This window comes from Roseomonas marmotae, assembly GCF_017654485.1.
Classification (GTDB): Bacteria; Pseudomonadota; Alphaproteobacteria; order Acetobacterales; family Acetobacteraceae; genus Pseudoroseomonas; species Pseudoroseomonas marmotae.
Genome location: NZ_CP061094.1, coordinates 166376 through 181384, shown reverse-complemented (window position 1 = coordinate 181384; position 15009 = coordinate 166376). Strand labels below are relative to the sequence as shown.

16 protein-coding genes are annotated in these 15009 nt (G+C 62.2%); 3 read left to right on the top strand and 13 right to left on the bottom strand.

Annotated elements, in window-relative coordinates; genetic code table 11:
- Positions 1–10: 10 nt before the first annotated feature.
- From IAI58_RS19455 to IAI58_RS19415, 9 genes are all read right to left on the bottom strand, one after another.
- Positions 11–946 carry an urease accessory protein UreD gene (locus tag IAI58_RS19455; RefSeq protein ID WP_207447801.1) on the bottom strand — a complete coding sequence of 312 codons (936 nt, stop codon included), beginning with the start codon at positions 944–946 and terminating at the stop codon, positions 11–13.
- A 4-nt stretch (positions 947–950) separates the two neighbouring features.
- Complete coding sequence (gene ureG, locus IAI58_RS19450) at positions 951–1598, bottom strand: urease accessory protein UreG (RefSeq protein ID WP_207447799.1); 648 nt, start codon at positions 1596–1598, stop codon at positions 951–953.
- 27 nt (positions 1599–1625) lie between these two features.
- Positions 1626–2306, bottom strand: coding sequence for an urease accessory protein UreF (locus tag IAI58_RS19445; protein ID WP_208776245.1), 681 nt, complete (start codon positions 2304–2306; stop codon positions 1626–1628).
- A gap of 41 nt (positions 2307–2347) precedes the next feature.
- The gene (locus IAI58_RS19440) at positions 2348–3004 is read right to left on the bottom strand and encodes an urease accessory protein UreE (RefSeq protein ID WP_207447795.1); all 657 of its coding nucleotides are present in this window, start codon (positions 3002–3004) and stop codon (positions 2348–2350) included.
- A 22-nt stretch (positions 3005–3026) separates the two neighbouring features.
- Entirely contained in the window at positions 3027–3410 is a 384-nt protein-coding gene (locus IAI58_RS19435) for a CrcB family protein (RefSeq protein ID WP_207447793.1), read from the bottom strand.
- 9 nt (positions 3411–3419) lie between these two features.
- The gene (locus IAI58_RS19430; RefSeq protein ID WP_207447791.1) at positions 3420–3803 is read right to left on the bottom strand and encodes a fluoride efflux transporter FluC; all 384 of its coding nucleotides are present in this window, start codon (positions 3801–3803) and stop codon (positions 3420–3422) included.
- A gap of 62 nt (positions 3804–3865) precedes the next feature.
- Positions 3866–5584, bottom strand: coding sequence for an urease subunit alpha (locus IAI58_RS19425; RefSeq protein WP_207447790.1), 1719 nt, complete (start codon positions 5582–5584; stop codon positions 3866–3868).
- A gap of 33 nt (positions 5585–5617) precedes the next feature.
- Positions 5618–6070 (bottom strand): urease subunit beta, encoded by a 453-nt coding sequence (locus IAI58_RS19420; RefSeq protein ID WP_207447789.1) that lies wholly within the window; start codon positions 6068–6070, stop codon positions 5618–5620.
- Positions 6071–6090: 20 nt separating this feature from the next.
- The gene (locus IAI58_RS19415; RefSeq protein ID WP_207447788.1) at positions 6091–6393 is read right to left on the bottom strand and encodes an urease subunit gamma; all 303 of its coding nucleotides are present in this window, start codon (positions 6391–6393) and stop codon (positions 6091–6093) included.
- 900 nt (positions 6394–7293) lie between these two features.
- Between IAI58_RS19415 and IAI58_RS19410 the strand changes: the two genes are divergently transcribed.
- The 3 genes from IAI58_RS19410 to IAI58_RS19400 all read left to right on the top strand — a co-directional run bounded on the left by IAI58_RS19410 (position 7294) and on the right by IAI58_RS19400 (position 10735).
- Positions 7294–8358, top strand: coding sequence for an FUSC family protein (locus IAI58_RS19410; RefSeq protein ID WP_207447787.1), 1065 nt, complete (start codon positions 7294–7296; stop codon positions 8356–8358).
- 727 nt (positions 8359–9085) lie between these two features.
- A complete protein-coding gene (locus IAI58_RS19405; protein ID WP_207447786.1) occupies positions 9086–10093 on the top strand; it encodes a replication protein RepA in 1008 nt (335 codons plus the stop codon).
- A 126-nt stretch (positions 10094–10219) separates the two neighbouring features.
- Positions 10220–10735 carry an SDR family NAD(P)-dependent oxidoreductase gene (locus tag IAI58_RS19400; RefSeq protein ID WP_237182961.1) on the top strand — a complete coding sequence of 172 codons (516 nt, stop codon included), beginning with the start codon at positions 10220–10222 and terminating at the stop codon, positions 10733–10735.
- On the opposite strand, the gene IAI58_RS19395 is transcribed toward IAI58_RS19400, so the two are convergent.
- The 4 genes from IAI58_RS19395 to IAI58_RS19380 are packed head-to-tail and all read right to left on the bottom strand — an operon-like array spanning position 10728 to position 14994.
- Complete coding sequence (locus tag IAI58_RS19395) at positions 10728–11759, bottom strand: phage late control D family protein (RefSeq protein ID WP_208776244.1); 1032 nt, start codon at positions 11757–11759, stop codon at positions 10728–10730. The two genes, IAI58_RS19400 and IAI58_RS19395, sit on opposite strands and share 8 nt — an antisense overlap.
- The gene (locus IAI58_RS19390; RefSeq protein ID WP_208776243.1) at positions 11750–11962 is read right to left on the bottom strand and encodes a tail protein X; all 213 of its coding nucleotides are present in this window, start codon (positions 11960–11962) and stop codon (positions 11750–11752) included. Before IAI58_RS19390 ends, IAI58_RS19395 begins: the two co-directional genes overlap by 10 nt.
- A complete protein-coding gene (locus tag IAI58_RS19385; protein ID WP_237182960.1) occupies positions 11959–12894 on the bottom strand; it encodes a phage tail protein in 936 nt (311 codons plus the stop codon). The genes IAI58_RS19390 and IAI58_RS19385 overlap by 4 nt, the downstream gene beginning before the upstream one ends.
- Before the next feature lie 9 nt (positions 12895–12903).
- On the bottom strand, positions 12904–14994 hold the full coding sequence (locus tag IAI58_RS19380; RefSeq protein WP_208776242.1) for a phage tail tape measure protein: 2091 nt from the start codon (positions 14992–14994) through the stop codon (positions 12904–12906).
- Positions 14995–15009: the final 15 nt, after the last annotated feature.

Genomic DNA, 15009 nt, shown 5'->3' with positions numbered 1-15009 from the left:
CCTCCACGGTTCAGCGCCACAGGAACTCATCCGGCAAGGTTCTTCCACGCGCTTCCTCACGGACGATGCGCCAGAAACGACGCACTTCCTTCCGCAGGTCATAGGTTTCCATGCCCACTGCCCGCAGCATGAGTCCGGCGTCGTTGGGCAGACGGCAGACACCCGCGATCGCCCGCGGCGCTTCGAACGGGAACTGGGTCTCGAACCGCTCCTTGATGCGGCTGGCGATCGCCGGCGGCGTCAGGCACATGATGTTGGCGAAGGCGTCGTAGCCCCGCATCACGGCCGGATAATCCACCGTCGGATCGTCCTTCTCGATCAGGATCTTCTCGGCAAAGAGCTTACGGCCGTCGGGCCGGCGGACCGTGACCGAGATGGAGAGGAGATCGAGGCCGAAGCGTTCATCCGCGTGATGATGCTTGCGCCCGGCCAGCATCATTTCCCCGTATAGCAGGGTGGCGTCTTCCGCGAGAACGATGTCGGTGCGGTTGATGAAGCGCGAGCCACGATAGGCGATGGTGAAGTCCGGCAGATACTCGAGATAGGCCCCGCTCTCCAGCGTTACGGTCTGATGCTGGGAGGCGTAGTTCGCGTCCATCCGATGGACACGATTGGCGCTTTGCGAGGTGACATGAGCGCAGGCTCCCTCGCCGAGATGGATGTCGATCTTGTAGCGGTCGCCCTGGAGAATGCCGCCGCCGACCGATATGATCGAGCAGATCGGCAGCTCCGGCATCGCCTCATCCCAGTAGAGCGCCTGCTGCACGAGCAGCGGCGTCACGCGATAGAGGTCATGCAGGACAGAACGTCCGTCACGCAGGCAGAAGCCAAGGCGGAGCTCTCCGACCTTTCCGGGCGCTGCGGCGCGCATCTGCGCCGGCTCGGATTTGAAGCCGCGCAATTCGCGCGCGGCGTCGAGGAGATCGAGTTGCTCGTGTAGCGCCATGGTGTCAGGCACCCGCTGCCACGGATGACTTCACCTTCACGTCGAAAAGCGCCATGTCCAATATAAGGCGGATCAGCTCGTCTATACCTTCCCCGGTCTTGCAATTCGTGAAGATGAACGGCTTCGTCCCGCGCATCAGCTTCGAATCCCGCTCCATGACCTCCAGGCTCGCGCCGACATAAGGAGCGAGATCCTTCTTGTTGATAACGAGAATATCGGACTGGCAAACCCCGGCACCGTTCTTGCGCGGGATCTTGTCCCCTGCCGCGACATCGATCACATAGATATAGAAATCCGCCAGAGCAGGGCTAAAGGTCAAGGTGAGGTTATCGCCCCCGGACTCGATCAGAATCAGGTCGCTGTCCGGATACTTGCTCTCGAGTTCCTCGACCGCCGCGATGTTCATTGAGGGGTCCTCACGAACAGCGGTATGCGGGCAGGCACCTGTCTCGACCCCGACGATCTTCTCCTCGATCAGGATGCCGTTCAGGGTGCGGCGAACCTGTTTGGCATCCTCCGTCGTCACCACGTCATTGGTGATGATCAAGGGTTTGATTCCAAGCTCGATGAGCCGTGGCGTTATGGCCTCAATGACGGCGGTCTTACCGGAGCCGACCGGGCCGCCAATACCGATGCGCGTGATCTTTTTCATGGGCCGCTTCCTTTGCCGGTGCCCTGTTCAGTTCATGAACAGGCGGACATGGGTAGTCGTATGGTGTGCGACGAGGACATCGAAGACCGGCGAAAAGGACGCCATTTCATCAAGCGAAAGGTCGCGCACCGCCAGGTAATCTCCTTCGACACGCGCCTGGGCTGCGAAGAGGATCCGTTGCGTGCCGACATGGTCGATCCGCATCAACCGCAGCGCGGCGCTCAGGATCATGGAGGCGATGCCGTATTGGTGCATGACGAAGGCCTCAACCTCGTCGACGCCCATATGGGCCAGGGCGACTCCCTGGCCGACCGGAAGGCAGCCCGGCGTTGCGCCAGCTTTGATGTCGGTGAGCCAGCGTCCGAGCGTCGGCGATGGTAAGATGCTCAGCACCAACTCGGCGAACTTCTTGCCGACACGGGTGAGCATCAGTTGTTGCTCCTCACCCACGCGCCGGCAGTAAAGCTCGCCATCGGCCTGGAGGACCTCGTCATAACGGCCGGAGCGCGCAGAACGATGAGCATGGAGCAAGGCAATCCCATCCATCCGCGCCGTCTGGCGCAGGATGAGGGTAACATAGTCCAAGAGGCTTTCCGGGTCGGTGACGATACGTGTCTGCAACGCCGATTCAAGGCCATTTGAGAAAGCGAAAGATCCTATCGGCAAGGTCGAGTCCGAGAACTGAAGCAGGCGCGCCAGATGCACCATGCCCGATGGAATGCCGTGCCTTCCCATGCCTCCCTCGTCCATCATTTCACCGAAGAATGTGCGTGGCCGTGGGAATGGTCATGATGGCCATCGTGCTCGTTTGCGTGATGGTGGTCTCCGCCATCTGCATGACCTGACGCACCGGTGCCATGATGGTGATGCGGCGTCGCGTCGGCTCCGGCAAAGAGCAACCTCACTTCCCGCGCGTCCAGCTTGGCCGCGATCTCCGCACCCGGCGCAAAGCGGGTTCTTACATGTTCGAAAGCATGGGTCCGCATGACCGAGGCCATTACCTTCTGGTCCACCGAAAGCGGAACATAGACGGTCGTTCCCTTGATCACCGCCGGCCAGTGCTGATTGCCGAGACCATGGCCAAGTTCAAAGCTGACGCGCAGGATCTCATCCGGTGTCAGCTTCCCGATGTCTTCGAGCTCGATCACCAGGACATCTTTCAGCGAAATCCGCGCAGCGACGATAACCTTCGCGGCCTCGTCGTAATACAGCACATCGCCATCATGTAGATGTTCGGATCGCGGCAGCGAGATGGCAAGTTCCACACCACCCTTACTTTCCTTGCGCAGGCGGCTCTTGGGAGCTTCCCATTGTTCGAGCACCAGAAGGTCGACATCGGCAGACTTCGCCCGTTCCTGCCATACAGAATCACGGAGGTTGCCGAGCGTTCTCTCAACAAGAATCATATGTTCCTCCAGAACATCGGCTTCAGGAAGGGCGCTTCCGCGTCACGCTGCGAAGGCCGATCCATGCGGCGCCGTAGCCGACGACGAGACTGGCGATGATGTAGAGGATCGACAGGAAAAGCCGACCAGGCGTGGTCATCTCTGAAAAGGCCCCGAACACGAAGCTCGAGAATGTGGACATCCCACCGCAGAAGCCTGTCGCGATCAGCAGATTGGCACTGTCCGACGCGCGGCGTGCCCGATGAAGTCCGAAAACCATCCCCAGAAGAAAGGAGGCAAGGATATTCGCCATGAAGATATCGACTGGAAAGGCCGTGCTGTAGCGTCCCAGCATGAGCATGAAGAGCTCGCGGGCAATCGCGCCAAGCCCGCCGCCCGCAAAGACGATTGCTGCTGACTGCCACAATGACGCCTCCTATGTTCTTGCGAGGGCCACGCCTGCCGCGGCAGCCAAAAGGCCGGCGCACACGGAGGTCACGAGATAGATGACCGCGAGCCCATGGCGGTGTGCGGTTGTCATCTGTACCGCGTCGAGTTGCATGGTGCTGAACGTGGTATAGCCACCAAGCACACCTGTCAGCACAAGGGAGGAGATCACGCTGCCATAGCGATGCTCCCACCCCAATGCGAGCATCGTGGAAATGTACGCGATGATGAAGGCGCCTGATACATTGATAAAGAAGGTGCCGAACTTGAACGGCGTGGTGATGCGTTTGTCGATAACCCGACCGATCTGCCAGCGCAGCAGCGATCCGATACCGCCTCCTAGTCCGACCCACAGGATATCGATTGCTTCCATCACCTGAGGACCGCTGGAATGTTGTGTGAAAACGCATCACCAGTCGAAGTTTATCTGGATATTCAGCTGAAGAAATGAAGCTGAGCGAGAGGAAGACGCTTGGCCGGTTCGATCGTGGCATGCGTGCCATCAACCATGACGGCAAATGTTTCGGGATTGACCTCGATCTTTGGCAGGGCGGAGTTGCGGATCATCGAACTCTTTGTAAGAGTGCGCGTGCCGTAGACCGGCACCACCTGCGATTTCAGTTCGTAGCGGTCCACAATGCCGTGCTCGAAAGCCGCATGTGAGGTAAAGGTCATCCGGGTCCTGGGCAATGCTGAGCCCATTGCGCCGAACATCGGACGATAGATCACCGGCTGCGGTGTGGGCAGGGACGCATTCGGGTCACCCATCAATGCCCAGGAGATCATCCCGCCTTTTATTACCATCTTCGGCTTGGCGCCAAAGAAGGCCGGCTCCCAGAGGACGAGATCCGCCATCTTGCCGACTTCCACCGAGCCGATCACATGCGACACGCCCATCGCGATGGCCGGGTTGATGGTAATCTTCGCGGCGAAGCGAAGGACACGTTGATTGTCGTTATCAGAGGTGTCGCCCGGATAGGCGCCACGACGCTGCTTCATGAGGTCGGCAAGCTGGACAACGCGGGTCCAGTTCTCACCAACCCGTCCCATCGCCTGGCTGTCGCTGGAGATGATGGAGATCGCTCCCAGGTCATGCAGGACATTCTCCGCGGCAATCGTCTCGACACGAACGCGGCTCTCGGCAAAGGCGACGTCGGTGGGGATCTTCGGGCTCAAATTGTGACAAATCATTGTCATGTCGAACAATTCGGCCTGGGAATTGATGCCGAAGGGAAGAGTTGGATTGGTCGAGCTGGGGATAACGTTCGACAGACCCGCGACGCGGATGATGTCTGGCGCATGGCCACCGCCCGCACCTTCGGTATGGTAGGTGTGGATCGTGCGGCCTTCAAACGCCGCGATAGTGTTCTCGACGAAGCCTGACTCATTCAGGGTATCGGTATGGATACAGACCTGGACGTCATGAATGTCGGCGACTGTGAGCGTCGAGCGGATGGCGGCTGGCGTGCTGCCCCAGTCCTCGTGGATCTTGAGACCCATCGCCCCGGCAAAGATCTGCTCTTCCACCGGGACAGGCGAGGAGGAGTTTCCTTTGCCAAGCACACCTGCATTCACTGGCCAGCCATCGAACGAGCGCAGCATCTGCTCGATGTTCCATGTGCCCGGCGTGATGGTGGTGCCGTTGGTGCCGTCGGTGGGACCGACGCCGCCGCCCAGCAGCGTCGTGACGCCGTTGGACAAAGCGGCCTGGGCCTGCTGCGGCGAGATGAAGTGGACATGTGCATCAATGCCACCCGCCGTCAGGATAAGATGCTCACCTGATATGGCGTCGACACCAGGCCCGAGCGCGAGGCCATTCGTCACCCCCGTCATGACCGAGGGGTTGCCTGCCTTCCCAATGCCGCAGATCAGACCGTTTTTGATGCCGACATCGGCCTTGATGATACCGAGCTTGGCATCGATGATGGTGACACTGGTTATGATAAGATCGGGTGAGCCGGCGGCGCTGGTGAGTTCATTGTCAAACCCCATCCCGTCGCGCAGCGTCTTACCGCCGCCATAGACAGCCTCCTCACCATAGACACGGAGATCTTGCTCGATCTCCACATAGAGGTCGGTGTCACCAAGACGAATCTTATCGCCGGTCGTGGGACCATACAGATCCGAGTATTGCTGCCTTGAGAGCTTGGCCATTTCAGATCCCCGTTCCCTGATTGTTGCGGCTCATCACGACTTGCTCTTGAAGCCGTAGCGCTTCGCCTTCTCGAGAGCGTCCGTCAGGCGTGGCCGGTAATCATTGTAGCTTTCGTCACCGGCCCAGCCATTGACGAGGCCGTTGAAGCCAAACACGCGCTGCTTGCCTTGATAGGGAACGAGCACAACTTCCTTTTCATCGCCCGGCTCAAAGCGCAGAGCGGTAGTCGCGGGAATATTGAGCCGCTTGCCAAAGGCCTGCTGGCGATCGAATTCGAGGGACGAGTTCACCTCGAAGAAATGGAAATGGGAGCCGACCTGAACTGGCCGGTCGCCGGTATTCCGGACCTTCAGCGTGGTCGTTGGATAGCCGGCATTGATCTCAATGTCACCGTCACCGAGGACGAGTCCGCCAACCGGGGCCTTTCTGCCGCCCTTGTCAGGCACGGAAGCTTCTGGTGGCCGCTTGTTCTGGTCCTTGCTCATGATGATTCCTTCGATCGCCGCTACTTGACGGGATTGTGGACAGTGACGAGGCGGCTGCCGTCGGTGAACACGGCCTCCAGCTGGACATACGGGATCATTTCCGCGACGCCTTCCATGACGTCGTTTCGCGTGAGCGCCTTCCCAGCCAGTTCCATGACCTCCTCAACGGTCTTGCCGGCACGCGCACCGTCGAGCGCGGCAGCCGAGATGAGCGATACCGTTTCCGGATGGTTGAGCTTCAGCCCCGCATCCTTGCGCTTCTGCGCGATAAGGGCGACCATGTAGATCATGAGCTTATCGATTTCTCGCGGTGTAAAATGCATTAGCGACCTCCTCATGGCCTGCTGACCAGCGGCAACCGTTCAGCATGTGCCCGATCGATTTCGGAGACTTTACTTATTAGAAACGCAGCTGTGCTACCTGCCTGCTCCGAGCTTGCATCATCGCTCCGGAGAGCCTCTGCCGAATCTTTTGGTGCTGCGGAACAATCTCCTTTTAGGTAAACGTCCTGGACGACATATAAATCTGTATGGATGAACGCGCCAAGAGATTCATTCTGATAGCGGTAACTATAAATTGTTTCTTTTTCGTAAGTGTCATGGCTGGCTGGTTCTCATGCCGCCGCACATTTCATGGATAAAGAAGGAAGCCCTGGCTTGAGGAAATTTGGCCTGTTGTCCGTCGGCATGGGCGACTGTCACGCCACACCTCTGCGTGCCCGGAGAGTCTTTGGCAAGGATTCTCCTTTCTTCCAGATGGCAACGACAAGGATCCATCAGACTGTCATGCATCTGATCGAAGCTGATCCTCTGCTACGGCCGTGCAGCGCTGGATAACGCCGCCGGGGATTTTCCTGACATCGGAAGGACACCTCAGGCAGAAAGTACATCCCTGATCTTACCCGTGAAGAAAACGGCCTTCTGTAACACCTGAACCAGGAAGCCGGATTGCCAGGCGACAGCACCACGGCAGCCAGAAGTATCTAACTGCACACCTTATGGTTCCCGTGGAGATCTGCGAAGTTTCCTACGGTCTCAAGATGCATTGCGGCGCGGCAAGGTGCAGTCTCATCCTTCTGATCCGGATGGATCGGCCTGGCCTCTTTACATCTGCCCCGGCAAACATGGACTTCATACACTTAGTTCAACGCGCGCTACCTGTGCTCGCGTGCTAAGACTTACAGCGGCGGCGGCGGCGTAATCGACCGCAGCGAGCCGACGAGAGTGGAGGCTGTTCTGAGCGAGAAGCAAACAGGGACGACATCGCTTCCGCCCGACCCGCCGCTGACGTTCTGGCATGGAGACGGCATGCTCGGAAGGTCTGTCCGCTTTACCCTCGCTCTGATGGCGCCCATTGTCGTAGGGCTCACGCTCGGGGCCAGTGGCTGGATCGCCTATGCCATTCTAACCTGCATTCTGAGCTACATGCTTGACACCGGGGGCACAGCGCTTGAACGCGTGCCGAACTTCATTGCTTCCGCCCTCATAGTGCTCGCGGGCGCCGGCATCGGCACGCTGGCGAATGGAAGCCCGGAGCTGACGGCCCTCGCGCTCGGCGGCACCGCCATGTTGTATGGTATTGGCGAAGGGATTCACCCCAGCGTCGCCACGGCCTCGCGTTTCCTTTGCTTGGCCGTCACCATCGCCGCTCTCTATTCCCCTGTGCATATGTTCGACATAACCGTGGTCGGCGGATGCGCGCTCTTTGGCTGGGTGCTTTCGGTGTCCTGGGATGCCGCAACAGGAATATGGCGCCCCGCGGCTGGCCCGAAGCTCGAGCAAATCACCGCCGCCCTGAGAGAGAAGCAGGCAGAGCGCCTGGTGTTCGCTTCCATTACCGGGCTTACGGTCGCCGGGTCCTACCTCCTCGCAAGATCGCTGGGGCTCGAGCACCTCAACTGGTCTATCCTTGCCGTGATCCTTGTCCTTCACGCTGATGCAGAGGCAAGCCGGCGAACGGCGAGGAACCTGTTCACCGGGACGCTGCTCGGCGTGGCTGTGGCCTGGATCTATGGAGCGCTCTTTGAATCACCTTCCGCCCTTTTCTTTGGAATGACGGTTGCCGCGATCATCCGCTGGCCGGTGCAGCAGCGAAGAGGTTCGCTCGGTTTCGCCGCCATGGCTGTCTTCATCGTCTTGCTGCTGCAGTTGGTTGCTCATCTCTCAGGCCATCCTTCGCACGCCCCGGCAGACCGCCTGATTGACATTTCCATAGGCTGCGCAATCTCGGTCGGCGCCCTCTATGTGAATGCTGCCGCGCAGCGGATCCTGCGTTGGGCCTTGTCCTGAGGTCTTGCCCGCTTCGGCAGCGCTCACGCGCAAGCGTCAGTTCAAGGTTCTGCAGGCCGGAGGTTGTTACGGACCTCTCAGCTGGCAACGATCGGGCTGCGGGCCATGAGTGCCTGCAAGCCCTGCCCTTCTGGCATTTCCGGCGGCGAACGGGCGCTGGTCGTGCCTTTTCCGACATGGGTGCCCCAATGCGTTACGGCAGCACTCTTGCCGGCCTGGGTCGTCGCCTTCGCATGCATCATGCTCAGGCAGGCCGCAGGTTCATAACGGCCTCTGGCTCAGGGTGCCTGGGCCGTTGTCCGCGCCTTGATCCCGCTGGACCGATGGTGGCTGGAGGTGCCGCGATGGCTGACCTGTTCCGGTTGGCGAAGGCGCGGATATCGCCTGCGCCCTCCCGGCGGCGCTGATCTTTGTCGGGATGCGGTTGCCGCCGGTGCCGCCGAGTCCCGGCAAGCGCCGCCGCCGCTCCCGGTCCTGCCCCCATCCACAGGGAGGCTGATCTTTACCGGGAGGCGGCTGATCTCTTCCGGAGAATGGCGGGAGGGGGACGGTAAATGAAATCAGCGGGTTAATGATATTCCCCTGATCTTTGCCGGGGTCATAGTATCAAGATGCTAATAGCCTTCTAGCAAGGCCCGACAGAGATCAGGCTGCGATGGCGCCGCCAATCGGGCAGGTTCCGGAACAGGTCGCGGAACCGGCGGCCGCACAGGACAGGCGGGCTGCTATGGGCGAAGTTCATCGTCTCATCCGGGAGCATGGCAAGGAAGCCGCACTCCGCAGCGAATTGCCGCGCGACGTGGTGGAAGCCGCAGCCGGATACCTGGCCTCCGAGGATACCGAGATCGGCTATCTCTACAGCGGCTGGGCACAAAGCGCCCTGCCCCACCGCCGGCTGCCCGATGAACAGGCCTGGCAGGTGCAGACGGACCGGGTGACGCTGGTCGTCTCCCCGGGACACCGTCCCTCGGCCGACGGCCTGCCGGTGCCGGTGGGCGTCCCCTATGGCTCGCGCGCGCGGCTGATCCTGCTCTACCTGCAATCCGAGGCCCTGCGGACGAGCAGCCGGGAGGTGGAGCTGGGGCGGACGCTGCATGCCTGGCTGCGGCGGCTGGAAATCCCGATCGGCGGCAAGGCGATGCAGGTGGTGCGGGACCAGGCGGAGCGCATTTCCCGCTGCCGCATGTCCTTCCAGATCCGCCAGGGCGGCCGCACCGGGCTGGTGAACCAGAATATCCTCGACACCTCCATGTTCGTGGATGCCGAGGATGAGGCGCCGAATGGCCAGGGATCGCTGTTCATCGAGACCGCGACGCTGTCCCAGAGCTTCTACGACCAGCTGCGGACGCATCCCGTGCCGGTCGAGGAAGCGGCAGTCCGGCAGATCGCCAATAACAGCATGGCGCTGGATGTCTATTGCTGGCTGGCCTACCGGCTTCACGCGCTGAAGGAGGACACGCCTGTCTCCTGGCGCGCGCTGCACCAGCAGTTCGGGCGCGCGGTGGCCCGCCAGGACCATTTCCGCGCCCATTTTCGGGGTGTGCTGCAACTGGCCATGGGCGTCTACCCCGAGGCGCAGGTCACGGAGGGGCCGAACGGCCTCGTCCTCAAGCCCTCCCGCCCGCCTGTCGCGCCACGCCTGCACGCGGCGGGCGGCGTGAAGGGCGCGCCGCGCCTGGCGGCCGGCGGCCCCGACAAAGATCAGCCAGGGCGGCCAGACCCGCACACCCGATAAAGATCAGCCGGCGCCCGGGCGGGCGCTGGCCGCCGATCCCGGTAAAGATCAGTGTCGCCAGCCCGGCATGGCACTGATCTTTACCGGGGGCCGGCCGCATCATTCTCCAGCCCCGAAGGACAACCCATGCAGCTTTCCCTCGAGAACCGCACCGCCCTGATCACCGGCGGCTCCAAAGGCCTCGGCCTCGCCATGGCGCGCGCCTTCACCGAGGCCGGCGCCAGGGTCGCCATCGTGGCGCGGGGGGAGGCCGCCCTGCGCCAGGCGGCCTCGGCCACCGGGGCCGTGCCGGTCCAGGCCGATATCGCGACCGCCGAGGGCTGCGAGGCCGCCTTCCGCGAGGCCGGCGCGGCGCTCGGGCGGATCGACATCCTGGTCAACAACGCCGGCACCAGCCAGCGCGCCCCCTTCCCCTCCGTCACCGACACGATGTGGCAGCAGGACCTCGACCTGAAGCTCTTCGCCGCCATCCGCCTCTCCCGCCTCGCCTGGGGGGGCATGGCGGAGCGGCGCTGGGGGCGCATCACCAGCGCTCTTTGCGCATGTCTCCACCGAAAACGAAAACCCCCCGCGATTCCAGTAGCTTGCGGGGGATTTTTCGTTGCACTTTCGTGGTGCTGGCTTTTTGTGACTGCTATGTGACTGCGGTTTCTACGTTCGGCGCGTCCTCGGCGTTCGGCTGCTCTGCCTCGATGCTGGTGACGAACCCGCCAGCGTCGAGCGTGTGCTCCACTCGCGAGCAGATCCAGCGCTCATCCACACCGTCCCGGAAGCCCTCGAGGGCGATGGGGGCCTCGGCGAACACCGCCGGATTGCCGGGCATCCGGATGGACAAACGAGTGCCCCCGCGCTCCCGGCGGCGCAGCTCTGAGGTCGCGGCATCGAGGGCCGTCTGCTGGGACGGAAAGTACATCTTCAGGCGCTTCACTGGCTCGCCCGAGCCGACCTTAACCTCGTTGCGCTTGCCTGCCTTCGTCTCGTGCCAGTAGGCCACCACCGTGCCGGAGTCCTCGCGCCTCGAGGTCGTGCAGGAGAATGTGGTCACGTCCTGCGCCCGGATCGTCACTGCCGGGATCTCGGCGCCCGATGCGGTCTTGCCCTCGCCGTGGCGGGTCAGGATCAGCTTGCCGTCCGCAGGCTTGCACACAGCATCGTATCGGCGGGCCACGCGCGTGAGGAACGAGATATCAGACTCATCGGTCTGAGCCATCATCGGCAGCGTGATCTTGTTGAGCGAGGACGCGATGACAGGCGTTAGGCTGTGCTCTGCGGCGATCTTGCGCACCACATCCACGAGTTTCGTGCCAGCCGTCCACGTGCGGGTCTTCTGCGTCTGGAGCTGGCTCTTGCCCTGCTTAGATTCCTCAAATGGGGCCGCCTTGGCCCGGATCGTGAGAGTGCCGGGCCATCCTGCCAGCTCGACCTCATCGACAACGTACAGGCCCATCCGTTGCGCCGTGGAGCCTGTCCCGAGGAAGAGCTCCAGCTCCGCGCCAGTAGGCGGCAGTTCGATCGGATGATCGGGGTCGTGGTCTGCGAGGACGATCTCAATGGAGTCACTATCGAACCCGGCAGAGTCCGAGCACCGGAGGGACACCAGGCGCTCGCGAATGATCGCGGTGATGTCCGCGCTGTTGGCGATCAGCCGAAAGTCATTTACGACCATAAGCGCACCCCTTCCTTCTGCGCGGGCGTCTCGATTTCGGGCAGCACGACTTCAAGGCCAGCCGGGAGCTCTTCGCCGTAGTCCGCGAGCCCCCTGTTTGCTTCGAGAATCTGCTCGACCACCCGGTGATCAGTCGAGCCATAAAACTTAAAAGCCACCGCATCGAGAACGTCCCCCTCTTTCGTCTTGTAGATCGTGCTCATGATGCCTCCGTGATCTTGGTCGCCTTTGCGTAAGTCTCGCGGCAGATTGCGCCGACCTTTTGCACTGCCGCCTCGGCCTTCTGGACGGCTGCCACGGCCTGCGCCGGAGCGTCCTGCCCCAGACGGTCAGCCGCGCCACGCAGCAGGGTGCTCGCGCTGTTCACGCGCGTGAGGCACGTCCCTGCCCTGTTCACCATCGCCCGCGCGGAGCTGAGCGCGGTCGCCTCGAGTGGCCGGACGCCCATCACCGCGAGCGCCCGGTTCGCCTCGGCCTTCATGTCCGCAGCGACCTCGACCGCGCGAGTGATCCCGCCCTGCACATCCTTGGCGATCGCGACATAGGGCGCGAGGGCCGTCTGCGCCGTGCTGGCCGCACTCTGGAGCGTGCCGGTCACGGACTTCACTGCGGACGACACAGAGGACGCGAGCCCCTTCACCTGCGCCACGGCCCCGGTCGCCTGGCTCGGGATCGAGACAGATCCGGACGCGGCACTTGCAACAGCGTCGAGCGCGGATGCCTTCTGCCTGGACTCCTCGCAGTGTCGCAGGTTGAGCGTGAACTCGATCCGGCGCGGCTTGCCCTCGCTTGCGAAGGTCGATTGCTTCTCCTCCACGCGCGTGATGATCCACTGCCCCAGAGCAGAGCCGTCCCCTGCGATGAGCGTGAGCGGCTCGTGCTTCTCGGCTGCGTCGCGCATCGCGTCCACCTGCCCGAAGCCTCCGCGATACTCGGGATAGATCACGCCCGGCAGCGTCATCGTGTCCGCGCCCTTGCCCGTGTACTGGTTGACAGGCGTGCTCAGGTAGCGATCCTGCGACGCCCAGCGCCACTCGGTCGAGCGCGTGAGCTCTTGGTACGCGGCGGTCGAGATGCCGAACTGGAACGGGCCGAGCTGCATCATCACAGGCCGCCCGAAGATGTATTCAAGCATAAAAACCTCCTAGCCCGCAGCCGGGTCGAACATGAGCGCCCCAGAGCGTCGGCGCTGATCGTTCTGCATCCGGCGCACGATCGCGTCGGCCAGCTCGCTCGCGGACTGTCCCGGCTGCTGCTGCACGTTGACGTTGATGTTCTGAGTGTTGTTGGTCGTGCCATACCGGCTCGCGAGTCCCGGCAGCGCTGGCACGGCTGCGGCGTTCCGCTCTGCGGCTGCCTGCCTCGTCTCGGCGGGCTTGCGCGGCGGCATGTTCCCGAAGCCGGGCAGGCTGCGCAGCTTGTCAACCGCGCCGCCGACTAAGTTGCCGACTCCGGTCTTGATCGTGCCGATGGGATCGCGCACGAAGTCAATAACGGGCTGGATCTTCTCGAGGACGCTTGCGACGATGCTGTCCCAGAGGGACGAGAACCACGTCTTGAAGCCGTCCCATGCGCCCTTGACCTTATCCACGACAACGGTCACGCCGGACGTGATCGAGTCCCATGCCGCGCCGACGTTCTTCTTGATCGTTTCCCAAGTCTCGGACAGATACGCCTTGATGGTGTCCCAGTGCTTGTAGACCTCATACGCGGCGAAACCGAGCGCAACGACTGCCGCCACGATCATCCCGACAGGATTGGCGAGCATGGCGGTCGTCAGGCCGCCAACAGCATAAGTGCACGCGCCGATCGCGAGTTTTGCAGCGCCGAGCGCCGCCACCAGTCCGATCGCGCCGCCCGCGAAGTCTGCCACCACGCCGGTCAGGATCGGGTGCTCTTTCGTGAAGGACGCAAGCGCGGTCGTCACATCCCGGATCACGCCGAGGATGCTGTTCAAGGTCGGCAGGAGGACGCTGCCGATGTTAACCGACAGCTCGCTGATCGTGTTCTTCGTGATCTGCCACTGCGCGTTTGTCGTCTGGAGCAGTGCGGAGAATTCCTTTTCCATCGAGCCGCGCGAGGCGTCACTGGTCGCCCATTCAATCTGCTTGCGGTACTCCCCGATGCCTGAGACTAGCTTGGCAATGGTGTCGGAGTGCTCCAGTCCAAAGAGGTCGGTCAGGATGCCGAGGCGCTTGGTGCTCGGCAATTTCTGGACGGCCTCGAGCACCTTGAGCACCGTGCCCTGCGCATCGGTCTGCATCCCCTTCTGCACCGCAGAAACCGAGAGGCCAATGTCCTTCATGGCCTGCTTGAATTTCTTGGTGCCCTTGTCTGCGGCGGCGAGCTTCTGGAGCATCGCGCTCGTGGCTGTTGATGCCGTGCTGGACTTCTCGCCCAATGTCAGCAAGGTCGAACCGAGGGCGGCCATCTGCTGCCCGGTGATCTTGATCGAGCCCGCGACGCCACCCGTGCGCGTCAGGAAGTCGATGATGTCGCCGCCCTTGCTGATCGCGTTATCGTCTAGGTAGTTGATGGTGTCGGCGAGCCGCCCGATCTGAGGGATCGGGATTTTGAACAGCCCGGCGATCTTGCCCATCTGGTCCGCGAGTTCCCCGGCAGGGAGCTCGAATGCGGCGCTCATCATTGCGGCGGTTCGCGTGAACCCGATCAGCTCATCCCGCGCCACGCCCATTCTGGCGCCAGCCGCGACCATGTCCGCGATGTCGTTGGTGGCGGTCGGGATCTCGCGCGCGAGCTTCTGGATCTCGCCGCGCATGTTGTAGTACACGTCGGTGAGCTTGCCGTTCTCGTCCCTCGCGCCCTCGACCTGCTTGGCGACGCCGAGCATGGCCGTCTCGAATTCGGCAGCCTGCATGACTGGGGCGCCGAGGGTGGCCGCGCTTGCCATCGCCGAGCCGATCATGATGCTGCCGCTCGCCATCATGGCCTTGCCGCGCGCCAAGCGATCCTGCGCGGTGCGGAGGCGCTCGATCTTGGTGCGGGTGCGGTCGATCTGCTGCCCCAGCTCGGCGTATTGCCTTGTCGCTTCTTCGATGCCGCTTCCGGGGTTCTGGCTCATGGCCTTCCCCAGATCTGACTGGCGCGCTTTGAGCTCGCGCAGTTCCGCGCCGAGGTCGCGCACCTTGCCCTGCGTCTGCCCGATCGAAGACAGCAAGGAACTGGCGACAGTGCCGCCGATCGTGACTAGTGCGGAGAATTTTTTGTCAGCCATTTTTCGGCAGTCCTT

What these genes read in the sequence shown, in the direction of transcription:
- IAI58_RS19455 (WP_207447801.1), bottom strand. Translation starts at nt 946, where the DNA reads ATGGCGCTACACGAGCAACTCGATCTCCTCGACGCCGCGCGCGAATTG.
- ureG (WP_207447799.1), bottom strand. Translation starts at nt 1,598, where the DNA reads ATGAAAAAGATCACGCGCATCGGTATTGGCGGCCCGGTCGGCTCCGGT.
- IAI58_RS19445 (WP_208776245.1), bottom strand. Translation starts at nt 2,306, where the DNA reads ATGGTGCATCTGGCGCGCCTGCTTCAGTTCTCGGACTCGACCTTGCCG.
- IAI58_RS19440 (WP_207447795.1), bottom strand. Translation starts at nt 3,004, where the DNA reads ATGATTCTTGTTGAGAGAACGCTCGGCAACCTCCGTGATTCTGTATGG.
- IAI58_RS19430 (WP_207447791.1), bottom strand. Translation starts at nt 3,803, where the DNA reads ATGGAAGCAATCGATATCCTGTGGGTCGGACTAGGAGGCGGTATCGGA.
- IAI58_RS19425 (WP_207447790.1), bottom strand. Translation starts at nt 5,584, where the DNA reads ATGGCCAAGCTCTCAAGGCAGCAATACTCGGATCTGTATGGTCCCACG.
- IAI58_RS19420 (WP_207447789.1), bottom strand. Translation starts at nt 6,070, where the DNA reads ATGAGCAAGGACCAGAACAAGCGGCCACCAGAAGCTTCCGTGCCTGAC.
- IAI58_RS19415 (WP_207447788.1), bottom strand. Translation starts at nt 6,393, where the DNA reads ATGCATTTTACACCGCGAGAAATCGATAAGCTCATGATCTACATGGTC.
- IAI58_RS19405 (WP_207447786.1), top strand. Translation starts at nt 9,086, where the DNA reads ATGGGCGAAGTTCATCGTCTCATCCGGGAGCATGGCAAGGAAGCCGCA.
- IAI58_RS19400 (WP_237182961.1), top strand. Translation starts at nt 10,220, where the DNA reads ATGCAGCTTTCCCTCGAGAACCGCACCGCCCTGATCACCGGCGGCTCC.
- IAI58_RS19395 (WP_208776244.1), bottom strand. Translation starts at nt 11,759, where the DNA reads ATGGTCGTAAATGACTTTCGGCTGATCGCCAACAGCGCGGACATCACC.
- IAI58_RS19390 (WP_208776243.1), bottom strand. Translation starts at nt 11,962, where the DNA reads ATGAGCACGATCTACAAGACGAAAGAGGGGGACGTTCTCGATGCGGTG.
- IAI58_RS19385 (WP_237182960.1), bottom strand. Translation starts at nt 12,894, where the DNA reads ATGCTTGAATACATCTTCGGGCGGCCTGTGATGATGCAGCTCGGCCCG.
- IAI58_RS19380 (WP_208776242.1), bottom strand. Translation starts at nt 14,994, where the DNA reads ATGGCTGACAAAAAATTCTCCGCACTAGTCACGATCGGCGGCACTGTC.